The following is a 16,701-nucleotide window of genomic DNA, read 5'->3' on the forward strand; positions in this document are numbered from 1 at the left end:
GAGACCAGGGAGGGCCAGCCTAGCGGTCAACCGACCGGTGGAGACGGCCCCGGCCGTACGACGGTCTGCTAGCCGCGCGCCCACTCCGGCGGTGGCACCACGGTGAGCTGCGGTTCACCCGAGATCGGCTCGAGAGCATGCACGACCCGGAGGTCTCCGTCGGCAGCGGCGTCCTCATCGGTCACGACGAGTCCGCTGCTCCCGTCGGCACTGACCAGCAGCCACCGGTCTGGATAGATGCTGCCGTCGTCGACCAGGGCCCGCACCCCGAAGGTACGCGCCAGGCGGACGGCGAGATCCCGCTCGTTCCGACCTGTGGCGTCGGCGAGTTCGGTGTCACCGGTGAGAATCCAGCCGAATCCCTCATCCTCGTCCGGCGGGGTGAACATGGCCACCGGACGTGGATCGTCCGCCGTCCGGTCTTCGATCCGACCGACGTACACGGCGTCGGGGGCGATGCCGTAATCCTGCTGCAGGTGCCGACGCAGCGCGTCCGCGGGCAACTCTTCCTCGAAGTGGATCTGGTACAGCACGTCTACCCCCGGTAGCTCTTGTGATGGCGGAACACGTCGAGTGCGCGCTCCTGCGCGGCCTCGGTCAGGAACGGGTTCCGGGCCATGGCCGCCTTGGCCTTCTCGATATCGCCACCAGCGGCAATGTACTCCTTGAGCGCGCCGTACTCGGCTCGGCCGAGTTGTTCGAGTCCGGGCCCCGCCTCGGGAAAGACCGTGCCGGTCGGCTCGACGGCGTAGGTGCGGCCGTTCACCTCGTACCGCTGACGGTCAGGGTCCCATTTGGCGCGGCCTGCCGCGATGTCGTCGAGGTCCTTGGCCACATCGGTACCAGGCAGAACCACTGTGTTGATCTCTTTGCTGGGGTTCTTGGGGCGGATGCTGTCGAGGTTGTGTCTCGGGTGCGGCGGCTTGAGCGGGATCTTGCCCGCCGGGCCGGGGATCGCCCGTCGGGTGGCGTCGGCGGCGTCATCGGCCACCTTCGGCCCTACCTCCTTGGCTTCCCGCATTGAGGCCGACGCGGCCTTGGCGATGATTCCGGAAGCGGCATCGCTGGCGCCCTTACGGCCGCGCCTACCCAAGGATCGCCTCCAGTGCCTGACCGATCAGGAAGTCGATGGCGATGTCGACCAACTTCTTGAAGACCGGGATCTCCAGCAGGGACGCACCGAATGTTGGGGCCGCCGTCGCGATGGCCTGCGCGATCGAGATGACCAACAGGGTGAGTTGCACAATGACGTTGATCTTCAGGGCAAGGACCACGAGGGCGCAGACCAGCAGGGCGGCGCCCACCGCGCGCGCCCCAAAGCCGAGATCCTGAAGAACCGCCGAGGCTGACTCAGGGTCCGCCCACTGGCCATGGAAGGCTTCCAGCGCCATGCCCTCGTTGCCGGCGAGCGCGGCTACAGCAGCGGTGCCGTCGGCTGCCACAGCGTCCGCCTCGGCACCGAACGCTATCCACGCCTGACCCAGCTCGAAGAGCCGTTCCTCGTCGCTCTCCGGCCATACATAGCCGAGTTCGTTCAGCAGTCCAGACAGTTCGCCGGGGATCTGAATGCCCATCGCCTCAGACCAGCCGTTCGAAGAGAGCAGCGTTGCGTGCTTCGACCTCGTCGTACGCCGTACTCATCCTGGCGAGCCCGTCACCGAAGCCGGCGAAGGCCGCGACCACCGACGAGACCGACTGCTCCGCGATCTGCTGGGCCGCTTGGTAGGACGCGCCGATCAGCCCGCCCACGTCGTCATCGCCGAAGATGTCGCCCATGCCGTCTGCGGTCGCCCGCAGCCGCTGCCACTGCTGCTCGAGCCGCTCGCCTGCTCGCTGCACGCCACCCGCTGCCTGCCGCAACTGCTCGGGGTCGACATCCAGGGGTCTCACCGTCGTGGTTCCCGCAGCAGGGCAACCACGTCCTGAAGTGCCTCGTTCATCTGGGCCATCTGCCGCAGCGAGCGATCCTGCACCTCCTGAAGGCCTCCCGCCAGGCTGTCCAGTTCCGCGGCCGGTAGCTCCGGCCGTTGGCTGTCGAGGTCGTCGAGGGCCGCGTTGACCGCCGCCCTGATGTGCTCCGTCAGATCCTGCGCCGGCAGCCGCATAAGCCTCGGGGCAACCACCAGCTCGTCAACGCGGCCGCCGCGAACCTCTGCCCGAACCAGGCCATCCAGCGCCTCGCCGTGGCCGCGGGGCTGTTCCTCGTCGTCAACTACAGCCTCACCGCGTGCGCGGGATCGCGTCGACTCCAGTGCCTGTCGCGTCTCGCTGAGCAGAGCGTCCAGACCGGTCAGATGAGCATCATTCGGCACAGCACCGCAAGATACCAGCCGAGCACCATCTGTGATGACCCACGGCGTTTGGGCAGGGTTAGATGCACTGGCCCTCGGCGAGGCACGAAGGACATGATCAAGAGAATCTCCGGGGAGATGCGCCATGACTGACCTGAGCGGCGCCTTCTGGTGCAAGAGCACCCCTAGCGGAGACAACGGCGGCGCCTGCGTCGAGGTCGCGACCGACATCCCCGACCTGGTCGCCGTACGCGATTCCGAGCATATTGACGGGCCGGCTCTTCGCTTCGAGCATCGCGCCTGGCTCTGTTCACAGCCGCCATGAAGTCGGCCGGCCTCCCCGACAAGTAGGCGGCAGCGCGGGCTGCTGGTACCTGGCATCTGCGATGCTCCCAGCCATGGATGACTTGACGAGCCGTGTGCGGGCGTTCGCGGAGGAGCGGGACTGGCAGCAGTTCCACACACCCAAGAACCTGGCTATGGCGCTCGCCGGTGAGGTCGGTGAGTTGATCGCCGAGTTCCAGTGGCTCACGGCCGAGCAGTCGGCGATCGTCATGTCCGACCCGGACGCGGGCAGCCGGGTGAGAGCTGAGATCGGCGATGTGATGATCTATCTGACTCGACTCGCCGACGTGCTCGGCGTCGACCTGGTAGAGGCAGCTCAGATGAAGCTCGAGGATTCGGCCCGCCGCTATCCGGTTGAGCAGGCTCGCGGCTCGGCGGCAAAGCGGTAGCCCAAGGCGACTCCATCATGGCGCTGAGTTGATCTCTTCGCTACAGTCCATGGCGTAGAAGCGCGTCACGACGGGCTTCCGGCGGCTGCCGGACATGCCCCCCATGCGCACGATCACTTCGTGCTGCCCGGGGGCAAGTGTTGTCAGCGTTCCGTACGTCCGCCGATGGTCTGCTGCGTTTGGCTGGCGCCGGCATGCTCGAAGACCGAATCGTGGAGCAGATCGGTCGCAATGTGAGCCCGGCAGAACGCCGCTCATGGTCGCGGAGCCTTGAGGTGCTGGGGCAGGATCTCGCTGACGCCGGCCTGGGTCAGGTCGAGATGTTGGTGGAGTACCAGTTGCCGCTGACGAGCAAGCGGGTGGACGTCATTCTCGCTGGGGCGGACCCGAAGACCACCGACGACTCTTACGTCGTCGTGGAGTTGAAGCAATGGTCCTACGCCGAGTCTTACGAAGGCTCTGAAAACCTGGTGGCGGTGCAGCACGCTCGTGGCCCACGGCTTCACCCTGGCGTCCAAGTCGGACTCTATTGCGAGTACCTGACCGACTTCCTTGGCATCCTCGCCGGTCAACGAAACCCGGTCCGTGGGGTTGCGTACCTGCACAACGCGGTCGACCGGGACATCAGCGACCTGTTCGACCGCCAGGCGACCGAGCAGAGCCGGATTTTCACCAAGCAACGGCGGGGTGAGTTTCTCGATTACCTACGCACCCACCTCGCACCGATCTCAGGGGCTGGCGCGGCGGACCGCTTCCTCTCCAGTTCCGTCCGGCCCAGTCGGCATCTGCTGCGGTACGCCGCGCAGGAGCTGAAGGACAGGTCGCACTTCACGCTGTTGGACGAGCAGCGTGTGGCGTACGAGCTGGTGCTGCACGCCGTGGAGCGGGCGCGCTCGGCGGACCGCAAGTCGGTCGTGGTCGTGTCCGGTGGACCGGGCAGTGGGAAGAGCGTGATCGCACTGTCAGTGCTCGGTGAGTTGGCGCGCCAGAACCGGTCCGTCATGCATGCAACGGGCTCGCGGTCGTTCACCCAGACGTTGCGTCGGTATGCCGGCAAGGGATCGACCCGGCTGAAGAATCTCTTCGGATACTTCAACAGCTTCATGTCCGCCGAACGCAACGGGCTGGACGTCCTGATCTGCGACGAGGCACACCGCATCCGGGAGAACTCCGTCAACCGGTTCACGCCGAAGGCTAAGCGGGAGAAAGCTCGTTCCCAGATCGACGAGCTTATCGCCGCGGCCCGGGTACCGGTGTTCCTGCTCGACGAGCACCAGGTGGTGAAGCCGGGCGAGTTGGGAAATGTCGAGGTCATCTCGTCGTACGCGAGGCAGCTCAACCTTGATATCGAAGTCGTTTCGCTGCACAGCCAGTTCCGCTGCGGGGGCAGCGAGGCGTACGAGCAATGGGTCGTTGACCTGCTCGACCTCGACGGCGGCGAGCCGTCGGTCTGGGTCGGCGACGGAAGGGTCGACCTGCGTCTGGTCGATTCGCCGGAGGAGATGGAAGCCTTCCTCGCCAGCAAACAGGCACCGGGCGTCAGCGCCAGGATGTCCGCCGGGTACTGCTGGCCGTGGAGCGATCCGCGTCCGGACGACAGCCTGGTGCCGGATGTGCAGCTCGGCGTTTGGTCGCGACCCTGGAATGTCAAGAGCGACCGCAGCGTCGGCGACGCGCCAGGCAGCGCGTTCTGGGCCACCGACCCGAACGGTTTCGGCCAGGTGGGCTGCGTCTACACGGCACAGGGCTTCGAGTACGACTGGTCTGGCGTCATCATCGGGCCGGACCTGGTTGCTCGGGACGGCCAACTGGTGACTCGACGCGACGAGTCGAAGGATCCAGCGTTCCGTAATCGCAAGTCGGTCAGCGACGCCGAGGCGGATCTGCTGATTCGAAACACTTACAAGGTGCTGTTGACCCGCGGGATGAAGGGCACAATCGTCTACTCCACGGATCCCGAGACGCGGGAGTACCTCGCCTCGATGGTCAAGGTGATCCGGCCGGTTGAGACGGTATACGCGACGCCCGTCGGAGGTGTCCTCGGCTGACGACCGGTTGGGCTCGGCACCCCGGCTCGCGCGAAGAGCGCTCGCCACCTGGTGGCAACAAGTCGAGGGACGTCTGGGCGAGCAGGTCAGCGTGACGGGTCCGGTGGCTTATGGTGAGAAACCGGGCGGTCCTCGAAGCCGGAGGAGGCGGGTGTCCGGTCCAGGCCGCGGGTTTCACGCTGTTCGACCGGAGGGTGGACCGATGACGGAGAACGCCCGCGACGTCGACGACTGTTGAGATGGACTGGGCCGGATGGGCGTTGTTCGGGTTGGTCGCCACCGCGGCGCTCACCGCGGCGATGATCACCGCTCAACTGGCCGGTCTCACTCGGCTCGACCTTCCCCTGGTGCTCGGGGCCTTCGTCACCGGGGATCCCGACCGGGCCCGGGTCGTCGGGTTCTTCCTCCACCTCTGCGCCGGGCAGGGTTTTGCCCTCGGCTACGCGGCCACGTTCGCGCTGTTGCACCGCGCGACCTGGTGGATCGGGGCGCTGTTGGGGATTGCGCACGTCGGGATCGCGCTGACGGTGATTCTGCCGCTGCTTCCTGGTGTCCACCCGCGCATGGCCTCGCAACGGGCGGGGCCGGCCAGCACGGCGGTGTTGGAGCCGCCCGGGCTGTTCGCCCTCAACTACGGCATCCAGACCCCGCTGGTCACGGTTGTCGTCCACGTCGTCTACGGGGTCTGCCTCGGGCTGCTCCTGCAAGCCAGGTGATCCGCAACCCGCTGGCGCGGCTCGTCGAGGAGCGATCTCCATGACTGGCGGGCCACCGATCAGCGACTACGGTCTGTTGGGCGACACGCGCACCGCCGCCCTGGTCGCGAGTGACGGCGGGATGGACTGGCTCTGCGTACCACGCTTCGACGGCGATCCCCTGTTCGGTCGGCTGGTCGGCGGCCCGGACGCCGGAACGTTCCGGGTCGGCCCGGCGCGGCCGGCCACGGTCGTCGAACGACGGTACCGGCAGCACACCGCCACGCTGGAGACCACCTGGGCGGTGGGCAACGGCCGGCTCCGCCTCACGGAGGCGATGGTGGCCGAGGTCAGCGGTCGTCTGCTGCCCACGTCGCTGATCGTGCGACGGCTGTCGGCCGAGCAGGCGGCGGTCGAGGCGGTGGTGGAGTTCGACCCCCGCCTTGGCGCACGGCACCGCCGGCCCCGGGCCCAGCACCGGCGCCAAGGGCTCGTGTGTGAGTGGGGGGCGCTTGCGGTCGCGCTGGACAGCACGCCCACGTTCAGAGTCGAACCGGGTCGGCCAACCTCGATCACGGTCCGGCCAGGTCATCCGGTCACCCTCGTACTGGCCGTGGCCCACCGCGAACCGCTGATCCACGTCGACCCGACAGTGGCCTGGGAGCTGCTCGTCGAGGACGAAGCTCGTTGGCGGGCCTGGACCGCGGAGATCGACGAGCGGTTGCCGTTCCGGGAACACGTCGTACGAAGCCTGCTCACCTTGCGGCTGCTGACCTACTCGCCCTCGGGAGCGCCGGTGGCCGCACCCACCACATCACTGCCCGAGGATCCCGGCGGGGGACGAAACTGGGACTACCGCTATGTCTGGCCCCGTGACGCCAGCATCGGCGTCAGCGCCTTCCTCAGCGTCGACAAGACCGACGAGGCTCGCGGTTTCCTCGCGTGGCTGTTGCACGCCAGCCGACTGCAAAGGCCACGCCTGCCGGCGCTGCTCACCCTGCACGGCAGGCGCGTGCCAGCGGAACGAGAATTGTCCGGTTGGCCCGGCTACCTCGACAGCCTTCCGGTGCGCATGGGCAACGGTGCCGCCGCTCAGCACCAGCTCGACGGCTACGGCTGGGTGATCGACGCCGCCTGGGCGTTCGCTCAGGCCGGACACCTCCTCCACGCCGAGACGTGGCGGGCGGTGCGCGGTTTCGCCGACGTGGTCGCCGACTGTTGGCAGGAACCCGATGCCGGCATCTGGGAGGTACGGGAGCCCGCCCAACACGTCCATTCCAAGCTCATGGGCTGGCTCGCCCTGGACCGTGCCCTGGCCATCGCCGACACGCACCACCTGCCGGACCGTCAACGACGCCGCTGGCAGGAAACCCGGGATGCCATCGCCGCCGAGGTCCGGACGCGCGGCTTCGACCCGACGGCGGGCAGCTACGTCCGCAGCTACGGCTCGCAGGATCTCGACGCGGCCCTGCTCGTCCTGCCGCTGTTGGGGATGGACCGGGCCGATTCACCCCGGGTACGGGGCACCATCGACGCCATTCGGGACCGGCTGTCCGCCGGCGGTCCACTGCTCTACCGCTACCCGCCCGGACGTGACGGCCTTCCCGGCACCGAGGGCGCGTTCCTGCCCTGCTCGTTCTGGCTCGTCCAGGGTCTTGCCCGCACCGGGCGTCGCGGCGAGGCTGTCGAGCTGTTCCAGGCCATGGTCGACCACGCCAGCCCACTCGGCCTCTACGCCGAAGAGGTGGACCCTACGACGGGTGCCCACCTCGGCAACTACCCCCAGACGCTGACCCACGCCGCGCTCGTCCAAGCCGCACTCGCCATCCGGGACGCCCCCACTGGTGATTCCGGATCTGCCTGAGGCACAGTCCTGGCGGCAGACACGGCCTGCGGGACAGCTCGCACGAGTAGGGTCCTGATCATGACGATTCCCCACCTGACGGCAGCCGACGGCACCACTCTGCCGGCGATCGGGCTCGGCACGTACCAACTGAACGGCTCGGCTGGTGTCGACGCGATCGGGCAGGCGATCAGGGCGGGTTACCGGTTGATCGACTCCGCGGTGAACTACGAGAACGAGGGCGCGGTCGGCCGGGCGGCTCGTGCGGCGGGTGACGTGCGCGACGAACTGGTCGTCACCTCGAAGCTGCCGGGGCGGCACCACCGCCACGACGAGGCGCTGACCACCATCGAGGAGAGCGTGTTCCGCACCGGCCTCGACCGGATCGACCTGTATCTGATCCACTGGCCGAACCCCACTGTCGACCTGTACGTGCAGGCGTGGCAGGCGCTGATCGAGGCCCGCGAGCGCGGCCTGGTCCGGCACATCGGCCTCTCCAACTTCCTGCCCGAGCACATCGACCGGCTGGTGGCCGAGACCGGGGTCGCCCCGGTGGTCAACCAGATCGAGGTGCATCCGTACTTCCCGCAGCAGGAGGCGCTCGACCATCACCGGGAGCACGGCATCCTCGTGCAGGGCTGGAGCCCGCTCGGCCACGGCAACGACCTGCTGCAGCACCCCGTGATCGTGGAGATCGCGACCGCCCACGGCGTCAGCCCGGCGCAGACCATCCTCGCCTGGCACGTGGCCCGCCAGGTGATCCCGCTGCCCAAGGCCGCCTCCCCGCAGCGGCAGGCCGAGAACCTGGACATATTCGGCATCAAGCTCACCGACGGTGAGGTCGAGGCCATCACCGCGCTGGGCCGCCCGGACGGGCGGCTCGCGGACCAGGACCCCGCGGTGTACGAGGAGTTCTGATCGCCCTCGACCATGCGCGACCAGCACCACGGAGCGTGAGGTCTGAGGGATCGGACGCGGTGATGAGCGTGATGACTGTGAGGCATCAATATGCCTGTGAGTCATCACGCTCATCACCACATCGGCCGGGAAATCCACGGCGCTCGAACGTCGCCGGTCAGGCCGCCTTTTCGCCGTCGCGGGCGAGCCGTCGGTGCCCGCTCGGGCTCATCCCGTGGACCCGTTTGAAGGCCGCGCTGAAGCCGAAGGCGTCCGCGTACCCGAGTTGGTGTGCCACGGCGGCGACGGTCGCCGTCGACTCGGCCAACATGTCCGCAGCCAGGGTCATCCGCCAGTCGGTCAGGTAGGTCAGCGGCGGCTCGCCCACCAACGCGGTGAACCGTTTGGCCAGTGTGGACCGTGAGACCCCGGCCTGCCCGGCCAGGCTCGCCAGGGTCCACGACCTGCCCGGGTCGTCGTGCATGGCCCGCAGCACCGGGCCGACGGTGTCGTCGCTCAGCGCGCGGTACCAGCCGGGAGCCTCGGCGTCGGGCTGGTCGAACCAGTCCCGCACCGTGCACACCAACAACCAGTCCAGGAGGCGGTCCAGCACGATCTGCCGGCCGGGCCGGCCCGCGTCGAGCTGTGCGTCCAGGTAGTCGCGCAGCGAGGCACAGTCGTGGTCGTCCGGCACGACGACCACCGGCGGCAGCGCGCCCAGCAGCCGCTGGGGCACCCGACCCCGGACGTGGTACACGCCGACCAGCAGCACCAGGCGCTCGGTGTGATCCGCGTCCACCGTCCCGGTCCGGCCGCGCCGCACGTCCCGAAGCTCGCCGGGGTGGAAGCTCGACCGCGGCTCGGCGGAGAACGTGAACGGCGTCGGCCCGCGTACGGCGGCGACCTCACCGACCCGCACCAGGCGGGGCTTGTCGCTCTCCGGGTGCGAGATCCAGCCCTCACCCCGCATGGGGACGCAGAGCGTCAGCGGTGCGCCGTCGGTGAACCGCAGTGCCCACGGCGGCGTCAGCTCCGATCGGCCGAAAGCCGCACCGTCGGCGTGCACGCCCCGCAACAGGGTGTCGAACGGGTCCATGGCCCGACGATAGAGCCCCGGCGACAGGGCGCGGACGATCGGACATGCGCGGCGTACGACAGCGCATGTCCTGCCGGCGGCCGGGCGAGTTGACTCGCGACCATGACGACGGACGCACCTTCGATACTCGTGATGGCCGGGACCGGCAAGACCGGTCGCCGGCTGGTACGGACGCTGCGGGCGACGGGCCGGCACGTCCGGGCGGCCTCCCGCTCCGGTGAGGTGCGGTTCGACTGGTCGCGGCCGGCCACCTGGCAGCCGGCGCTGGCGGGAGCTTCGGCGGTCTATCTGCTGGCTCCGGAGGACCCCGCGCTGGCGGCCGACTTCGTGACCCAGGCGGTCGACTCGGGTGTCGGCCGGTTCGTGGCGCTGTCCGGGCGCGGGATCGACCAGATCGGTGACTTCTCCCCCGGCATGGTCGCCGCCGAGGAGGCGGTGCGGAAATCCGGCGTCCAGTGGACGATTCTCCGGTCGAACAACTTCAGTCAGAACTTCAGCGAGGACCTGTGGCGCCAACCACTGCTCGACGGTCGGCTGGCCCTGCCGATGGGCGCCACCCCGGAGCCGTTCGTGGATGCGCAGGACATCGCCGACGTGGCCGCGACGCTGTTGACGTCGCCCGGTCACCACGAACAGGTGTACGACCTGTCCGGTCCTCGCGCGCTCACCTTCGCCGCGGCGGTGGCGATGATCGCCGAGGCGACCGGTCGCCCGATCCGCTACGTGCAGCTCACACCGGAGCAGTACCGGGCCGAACTTCTCGCCGAGGGCCTTCCGCCGGAGGTGGTCACGGCGATGGATGTCCTGTTCGCCGGGATGCGCGCGGGTCATCTCGCCGAGCCGGCCGACGGGGTGCGGCGGGTGCTCGGGCGTGACCCGCTCGACTTCGACACCTATGTCGCCCGGGCGGCGGCAGCCGGCGCGTGGTCATGACTGCGGGCGGCGCTGGTCGGAGCTGCGGGCGGTGTGAGAGCGGCGTAACAGGTGATCTGCCCGCATACCGAGAGCACCCCGACGTACCGTGAGATCGTGCCGACGAGAGACGTACTCACCAAGGCTGACCTCGCTGAACTTCGCCACTCAGCGCTCGGGACGGCCAACCCGCTCGGTGTCGCCGCCGACCTCGCCGAGGCGGCCGAGCAGGGCCGGCTGGAGGATCCGGACGACGCCGGGGACGCCCTGACCCTGGCCGCCGAGATCGCCGAGATCCGGGCCAGGCCCGATGCCGCCCTGCGGTACGCGGAGCAGGCTCTGGCGGCGTACCCGTCCGGGGACGATCCCCGGGCCGGCTTCGCCCGGGCGCTGCGGGCCCGGGCGCTGTTCCGGGCCGGCGGTCGGGACGACGAGGCGGTGGCGGAGCTGACCGCGCTGCGCCCGTTGCTGCTCACGCAGCCCGACGCTCCCGCCTACGTGAGTGCGGCGCTGGACGCGGGTGGTCGTTCGACGATCGCCGAGACGTGGCTGAGCGAGGCGGTCGACAGCCTGCTCAGCGAGCGCGCGACCGCGGCGTCCGGGCCGGCCAGCACCGCGATCGACCCGGTGGTGGATCTCGGTCCGCCGGAAGCGCCCGGTGTCGTCTTCTTCCTGCTGCAACAGCGGCACCGGGTACGCCGGAATCTCAACCTGCCGCACGACCGGCAGGACGACCTGGCGGACCGGTTGGAGACCCAGCTCGTGCGCCGGGCCGGGGAGCGCAGGGACGCCGAGTCGGACCTGCTCTTCTGGCCTCGGGCCGAGTTCGACCGGCTGCTCGCGGAGCACGCCGCGCTGAGCGAGGTGTACGGGTCGGACTGGGACGCGCACCGGGGCCGGCTGGAGAAGGAGCTGGTCCGGCTGAGGGGTGCCGGGCAGGCGGGGTTGGGCGTGTTCAGCGCCACAGTGGACGGGTTGAACGCGTTCGCCGGTCGACGTGACGGCGACCCGGCCGACGCGGCGGTCCGGGCGGGGTACGCGGCCGAGGTGCAGGCGCGACCCAGCGCGCGGATCGCCTGGCCGCCGGAGCGCAACGACGCCTGCTGGTGCGGCTCGGGTCTCAAGTACAAGAAGGACTGTCTGCCGCGCTCCCGGTAGCCGAGGGGGCATCGGCGCGGTCCCGGCTGCGACATAATCCCGTCCGTGGCGAAGGGAAGACGGCGAGCGATCCTTGGTGGAGCGGCGCTGCTGGTGGTGGCGCTGGTCGGCGTCGGCCTCTGGCAGTACGTCGACCGCCCGGACGACCCGACTCACCACAGTGCCGTGGCCGACGCCGCGGAGAAGGTCGACCGGGTGCTGTTCCGCTTCGAGTACGACCACCTCTACCAGGCCGACAAGTACGTGCACTCCGCCAGCCAGCACCCCGACGTCGCGGTCCTCTCGGTCACCGGCGAGACGCACTGGGAGACCGGCGTGACGTTGGTGCTGCGGGTGATGGGCCACGGGGTGGAGATCGGCGCGGACGGCTCGGTGATCGACGAACGTGACGAGCCGATCTGCTTTCGGCTTCAGTTCGGCCCGGACGACGACGACCGCGACGACGACATCGAATGCCCGGCCAATGATCCTCTCCAGGTCAGGCAGGACCCGTCGCTGGACGGGGTCGACGACCGCCTGAAGAGCGCTCTGGACGCCGTCGACCCGGACGAGTCCGCCGTCCGCGCGGCGATCGCCGACCTGAAGCTCGACCCTGCCATCACGCTGGAGGTGGCGGCGAAGAACGGCACCGTCGGTGTGGCGCTGCGGGCCGCGCAGTACGACTGCATCTTCGCCCGTGTCACCGAGAAGGGTGCCGAGCTCTGGCAGCCGGCGCACATCCAGTTGGCTCCCGGCGAGCTGCCCTGCGCCTCGTGGGTCGCCCTGAGCAGCAATTTCGGTAAAGGCCTGCGTTGAGCACCTCGTGACGCGGGGCCGGGTCGACGCCGTCGGCAATCTTGGGGGCTGACACGTCCCTTGGGTACCGTTAGCGTCCTTTCCTGGACGATCGACGTCCGGCCCGTGTCAGGAGGAGACGGCGATGTTCGAGGAGTTCATGGGCATCCCCGCCCACCCGCTGGTGCTGCACGCCGCTGTGGTGTTCGTGCCGCTGCTGGCCCTGCTGACGGTCGGCTACGCGCTCGTTCCGCTGATCCGGCCGCACACCCGTTGGGTGCTGGGGCTGCTCGCCGTGGGTGCGCCGCTCGCCGCCCTGCTGGCGAAGCTGTCCGGTGATGCCTTCTTCGAGCGCATGCGCGCCGCCAACCGGGTCACCCCGGAGTTCGCTCCGACGATCGAGGCGCACCAGGAGTTCGGCGACATCACGCTGTGGGCGACCATCGGGCTGGCGATAGTGGCGCTGGCCCTGGTCCGTTTCGTGCCGCCGAGGGGTGGCGAGGCGATCACCACCGACGGCGGGCGGTCCAGTCGGTTGCTGACTCCGGCGTTGCAGGTGTTGTCGCTGCTGGCCGCCGCCGTCACCGTGTACTACGTGATCCGCACCGGCGACTCTGGCGCGAAGGCGGTCTGGGAGGGTCAGTGAGCTGCCCCGTCGTGGGTGCCGGATCGACGCGGAGCTGCAAGCGGTGGTGCGGCCCGGCCGGAGCCGGGCCGCACCAGTGCGCGGACCGTCAGCCGGCGTTGTACGCCCGGATGATGGTCTGGTCGATGCCGCTGCCGCCGTTGGCGGCGGCCTTCACCCGCAGCGAGACGGGCTGTCCGGTGGCGGCCGTCGGCAGCGCGACCCAGTAGCTGCCGCCGGTGCCGGTAACCCGGGCCGACGTCCAGGTGGCACCGTCGTCCGTCGAGGTCCAGACCTGGAACGACGTCACCTTCTGCGCCTTGATTCCCCGCATCTGCCGGACGGCCAGCTCGGCCGTCCCGCCGGTGGCGTGGTTGAGGGTGTCCATCGGCAGCGCGTAGTCCACCGCCAGCAGGGGCAGCGGCACACTGCCGGTGCCGTCCGGTCCGGCGGACCGGAACGTCCACGACGTGTTGACCCTGGTCGAGATGGGCAGGATCAGGCTCGTGTCGACGTCGAGGGTCAGCCGGTAGTCGGCCATCTGCTGCGCAACGGTGACGTCGGCGAGCGGGCGGTCCCGCTCGTCGATCAGCTTGCCGTTGCGGTACACCGACAGCTTGCGGTTCACCCCGATCGAGCCGCCCTGGAGGCAGTCGGCCCGCTGGTGCTGGTCCGTCAGCGACACCAGGTCGATGTGCAGGTTGCCCCGGGTACGCGACGGCGCGGTGGCGCAGCTGGACTCGGCCCCGGCCGGGTCGTCGTACCAGCCGGAGTGCAGCGGCTGCCGCGCCCAGACCTTGCTCTGCCGACTGCCCGACTGGTAGCTGCGCGGCGCCTCCTGCGCCGACAGGCCACCGTAGACACCCTCGTCGGCCCACAGGTAGCCGGGTGAGAGGTAGTCGGTGCGGTACGGGGGCAGGTTGCCCTCGTGGGTCTGCGTCACCGGCACCCCGTCGGGCGTGAAGCCGCTGCGGATCAGCTGGGTGACCATTCCCTCCGAGTCCATCTGGTGGAAGCGCTCCTCGATCCGGGCGAGCTTCGCCTGTTCGGCTCCGCTCACTCGGAAGGCGGGGTCGGCCGGTACGCCGCCCGCGTACTCGTGCACCAGGTTGTAGCGGTACGGCCTGGCGGTGCCGGCCGGCGAGTCGAGGTTGACGGCCGCCCAGGTGCGCCGGGACCCGACGCCGGGTTTCGGCAGCGCGGTGGTGCGGACCGTCGTCTGGGCCCCGTACCCGCTGACCTGGTGCCACCAGGACAGCCCGTTCGGGGCGGTCTGGACGTTGGTGAGGTCGGTCCGGGTGGGCGTGGTGGGCACCCCGTCGACAGTCGCCGTCACCGGCCTGGCCCGCGCCGGGTCGAGCGTCACGCTTCGGGCACCGCGCACGTCCAGGTCGGGCTCGGCGGCGAGTGTCGTCTCCAGCACGTCACTGTCGACGTAGTAGGCGACGGATGAGCCGAGGATCGCGTACCGGCCGGCCGGCACCCGCAGCGTGAAGGTGTCGCCGGGCGTACCGCCCGCACCGCTGTAGTAGACCACCGGGTCGGTGAGGTTGGTGACCAGCAGGTTGATCCAACTCTCCGCGCCCTCCTTGAGGCCGGGCAGTGGCTTCGTCCGGATCGTCAGGTCATAGCTGGGCTGCTCGACGTAGAAGCTCACCGGCGTGGTCGAGACCAGCTTGTGCCCGGCGGTGCGGGCGGTGACGGTGGCCAGGTAGAAGCCCGGCCGGGCGGCCAGCGCCGCGCGGTTGATCCGCACTGTCGCGCCGGCGGTCGCGCCGCGCTTGAGCGTCACCCGACTCGCCGACAGCGACGCCGCGCCCCGCGGCACCGACTGACCGTCGTGGTTGACGACCGACACGTCGAGGTCCAGCACGGTCGTCGACTCACCGGTCCAGCTCAGCTTCGCCTCGCTGGTCCCGGACTGCGGGTACGCGAAGGTGCCGAGGTTGACGACCGGCTGGTTGCTGGTCGGGCCGCCGAGGGCCCGGGCCGCGTTGAGCCGGCCGGCACCGACGGCGTACGCGTCGACGCCGCTCAGCGGGTCGGCGGCACCGACGAGCGCGGCCTTGAGCTGCGCGCCGGTCCAGTCCGGGTGCCGCTGGGCGAGCAGCGCGGCGGCGCCCGCCACGTGTGGGCTGGCCATCGAGGTGCCGCTGATGGCCTCGTAGTACCTGTCGATCGGGTCCTGGAGGTTGGTGCCGGCGGCCCGCGCGGCGACGATGTCGACGCCGGGTGCGACCAGCTCCGGCTTGGCCACGTTGCTGGTGACCAGCGGCCCACGGCTGGAGAACTCGGCGAGCTTGTCGTTCCGGTCGACCGCGCCGACGGTCAGCGCGCTGGCGGCCGACCCCGGCGAGGAGATGGCCCCGCCGCTGTTGCCCGCGGCGATGACGAAGAGCGCGCCGGTGGACCTGCTCAGCCCGTCGACGGCCAGCGAGAGCGGGTCGTTGCCGTCGTCCGGGTCGCTGCCGCCGAGGCTCATGTTGATGACGTCGGCCCGGGTGGCGGCCCACTCCATGCCGGCGATGATCCCGGAGTCCGCACCGGAGCCGTGGTCGTCGAGGACCTTGCCGATCACCAGCTTGGCGTCGGGCGCCACGCCGCGACGCTGACCGTGCGCGGCCGCGCCGGTGCCGGCGATGGTCGACGCGACGTGCGTACCGTGGCCGTTGTGGTCGACGGCGTCACCGCCCTCGGCGGTGAAGTCGGCCCGGTCGGCGACCCGGCCGACCAGGTCCGGGTGGGTGAAGTCGGCACCGGTGTCCAGCACCGCGACAGTGGTCCCCCGGCCGGTCCAGCCAGCCTTCCAGGCGTCGGGCGCGGCGATCTGGCCGAGGTTGCGGTCCAGGCCGGCGTGCTGTCCGCCGCCGGTCAGGGCGGTGGCGCGGACCTTGCGGTCCAGCCAGACCTTCTTCGCGCCGGCGAGCAGCGAGTCGGTCGCCAGCTTCGCGGTGGCCGGGCTCTTCTTGGGTACGTGGCCGGCGACCGCGCCGATGCTGGGCAGCGACAGCACGTCACCGAGTGCGGCCACCCGGGCGGAAGCGGTGGCGGGCTGCACGATGACCGGCAGGTCCGTGGTGTTCTCGTCGTCGTACCCGTCGGCGATCAGCGCGGTGACGTCGAACAGGTCGGGGTCGAGGACCGGACCGGTCTGGGACGCGACGCGGGCGGGTACGACGTGCAGGTGACCGTCGGGGCCGCAGGTCTGCTGGATGACCGCGTTCTCGTCGGCCGGCCGCACCGTGGCCTTGGGGCATTCCGATCCGGTGCTCCGTACGGTCACCACGTCCCCGGTCAGCAGGGTGACGGTGTGCGTCTTCCCGTCGACAGAGGTCCTGGACGTGCCGGTCGTGCCGATTCCGCCTGGCCCGGCCGTGGCGGAGCCGCCCGGTAGGGCGGTCAGTGTCGTGGCCGTGACGGCGATGGCCAACAACCATCGCGTTTTCCTGAGCATGGTGCTCCTCGTCTAATGTGGACGAAACCGTCTCTTCGGGCGGCTTCCCGCAAGATCATATGCACGAGACTGTGATCTTCGGAGGCCCCGGAACGAGGAGTTTTCCGGCTCGCGAGAAGGATGCATCCCCGTCCGAGGGGATCGACGGGACGCCAGCGCCGTCCTAGCATGGCG

At 69.8% G+C, this 16,701-nt stretch carries 17 protein-coding genes; 10 read left to right on the forward strand and 7 right to left on the reverse strand.

Annotation, left to right across the window (positions count from 1 at the left end; all coding sequences use genetic code 11):
- Nucleotides 1-68: 68 nt before the first annotated feature.
- The 5 genes from KBX46_RS02415 to KBX46_RS02435 form a co-directional block, all read right to left on the reverse strand.
- Nucleotides 69-533: a hypothetical protein gene (locus KBX46_RS02415; protein WP_308159338.1), complete on the reverse strand. Its 465-nt coding sequence runs from the start codon at nt 531-533 to the stop codon at nt 69-71.
- 2 nt (nt 534-535) lie between these two features.
- A complete protein-coding gene (locus tag KBX46_RS02420; RefSeq protein ID WP_141909864.1) occupies nt 536-991 on the reverse strand; it encodes a hypothetical protein in 456 nt (151 codons plus the stop codon).
- A gap of 94 nt (nt 992-1,085) precedes the next feature.
- Nucleotides 1,086-1,574, reverse strand: a complete 489-nt coding sequence (locus KBX46_RS02425) for a hypothetical protein (RefSeq protein WP_210790322.1) — start codon at nt 1,572-1,574, stop codon at nt 1,086-1,088.
- Between the two features lie 4 nt (nt 1,575-1,578).
- Nucleotides 1,579-1,890 carry a WXG100 family type VII secretion target gene (locus KBX46_RS02430; RefSeq protein ID WP_210790325.1) on the reverse strand — a complete coding sequence of 104 codons (312 nt, stop codon included), beginning with the start codon at nt 1,888-1,890 and terminating at the stop codon, nt 1,579-1,581.
- Nucleotides 1,887-2,312, reverse strand: a complete 426-nt coding sequence (locus KBX46_RS02435) for a hypothetical protein (RefSeq protein WP_210790330.1) — start codon at nt 2,310-2,312, stop codon at nt 1,887-1,889. The genes KBX46_RS02430 and KBX46_RS02435 overlap by 4 nt, the downstream gene beginning before the upstream one ends.
- Nucleotides 2,313-2,436: 124 nt before the next feature.
- Here KBX46_RS02435 and KBX46_RS02440 point away from each other — a divergent pair, with 124 nt between their 5' ends.
- From KBX46_RS02440 to KBX46_RS02465, 6 genes are all read left to right on the forward strand, one after another.
- Nucleotides 2,437-2,616, forward strand: a complete 180-nt coding sequence (locus KBX46_RS02440) for a DUF397 domain-containing protein (protein WP_210790332.1) — start codon at nt 2,437-2,439, stop codon at nt 2,614-2,616.
- 73 nt (nt 2,617-2,689) lie between these two features.
- The gene (locus KBX46_RS02445) at nt 2,690-3,025 is read left to right on the forward strand and encodes a nucleotide pyrophosphohydrolase (RefSeq protein WP_141909869.1); all 336 of its coding nucleotides are present in this window, start codon (nt 2,690-2,692) and stop codon (nt 3,023-3,025) included.
- 212 nt (nt 3,026-3,237) lie between these two features.
- Complete coding sequence (locus tag KBX46_RS02450) at nt 3,238-5,073, forward strand: DUF2075 domain-containing protein (RefSeq protein ID WP_308159339.1); 1,836 nt, start codon at nt 3,238-3,240, stop codon at nt 5,071-5,073.
- 239 nt (nt 5,074-5,312) lie between these two features.
- The gene (locus KBX46_RS02455) at nt 5,313-5,789 is read left to right on the forward strand and encodes a hypothetical protein (RefSeq protein ID WP_210790337.1); all 477 of its coding nucleotides are present in this window, start codon (nt 5,313-5,315) and stop codon (nt 5,787-5,789) included.
- Nucleotides 5,790-5,829: 40 nt separating this feature from the next.
- Nucleotides 5,830-7,632 (forward strand): glycoside hydrolase family 15 protein, encoded by a 1,803-nt coding sequence (locus KBX46_RS02460; RefSeq protein WP_210790340.1) that lies wholly within the window; start codon nt 5,830-5,832, stop codon nt 7,630-7,632.
- Nucleotides 7,633-7,692: 60 nt separating this feature from the next.
- On the forward strand, nt 7,693-8,529 hold the full coding sequence (locus tag KBX46_RS02465; RefSeq protein ID WP_210790343.1) for an aldo/keto reductase: 837 nt from the start codon (nt 7,693-7,695) through the stop codon (nt 8,527-8,529).
- A gap of 157 nt (nt 8,530-8,686) precedes the next feature.
- Here KBX46_RS02465 and KBX46_RS02470 read toward each other — a convergent pair whose 3' ends face one another.
- A complete protein-coding gene (locus KBX46_RS02470) occupies nt 8,687-9,604 on the reverse strand; it encodes an AraC family transcriptional regulator (RefSeq protein ID WP_210790346.1) in 918 nt (305 codons plus the stop codon).
- Nucleotides 9,605-9,706: 102 nt separating this feature from the next.
- On the opposite strand from KBX46_RS02470, the gene KBX46_RS02475 reads away from it, so the two are divergent.
- From KBX46_RS02475 to KBX46_RS02490, 4 genes are all read left to right on the forward strand, one after another.
- The gene (locus tag KBX46_RS02475) at nt 9,707-10,537 is read left to right on the forward strand and encodes an NAD(P)H-binding protein (protein WP_088951826.1); all 831 of its coding nucleotides are present in this window, start codon (nt 9,707-9,709) and stop codon (nt 10,535-10,537) included.
- Nucleotides 10,538-10,633: 96 nt separating this feature from the next.
- On the forward strand, nt 10,634-11,674 hold the full coding sequence (locus tag KBX46_RS33070; protein ID WP_210790349.1) for an SEC-C metal-binding domain-containing protein: 1,041 nt from the start codon (nt 10,634-10,636) through the stop codon (nt 11,672-11,674).
- 45 nt (nt 11,675-11,719) lie between these two features.
- Nucleotides 11,720-12,469, forward strand: a complete 750-nt coding sequence (locus KBX46_RS02485) for a hypothetical protein (protein ID WP_210790352.1) — start codon at nt 11,720-11,722, stop codon at nt 12,467-12,469.
- Nucleotides 12,470-12,593: 124 nt separating this feature from the next.
- A complete protein-coding gene (locus KBX46_RS02490) occupies nt 12,594-13,094 on the forward strand; it encodes a DUF2231 domain-containing protein (protein ID WP_210790354.1) in 501 nt (166 codons plus the stop codon).
- An 88-nt stretch (nt 13,095-13,182) separates the two neighbouring features.
- On the opposite strand, the gene KBX46_RS02495 is transcribed toward KBX46_RS02490, so the two are convergent.
- Nucleotides 13,183-16,527: a S8 family peptidase gene (locus KBX46_RS02495; RefSeq protein WP_210790357.1), complete on the reverse strand. Its 3,345-nt coding sequence runs from the start codon at nt 16,525-16,527 to the stop codon at nt 13,183-13,185.
- Nucleotides 16,528-16,701 lie beyond the last annotated feature (174 nt).

Origin of the sequence: Micromonospora sp. C81 (assembly GCF_018070425.1) — a bacterium.
Lineage (GTDB): Bacteria > Actinomycetota > Actinomycetes > Mycobacteriales > Micromonosporaceae > Micromonospora > Micromonospora zamorensis.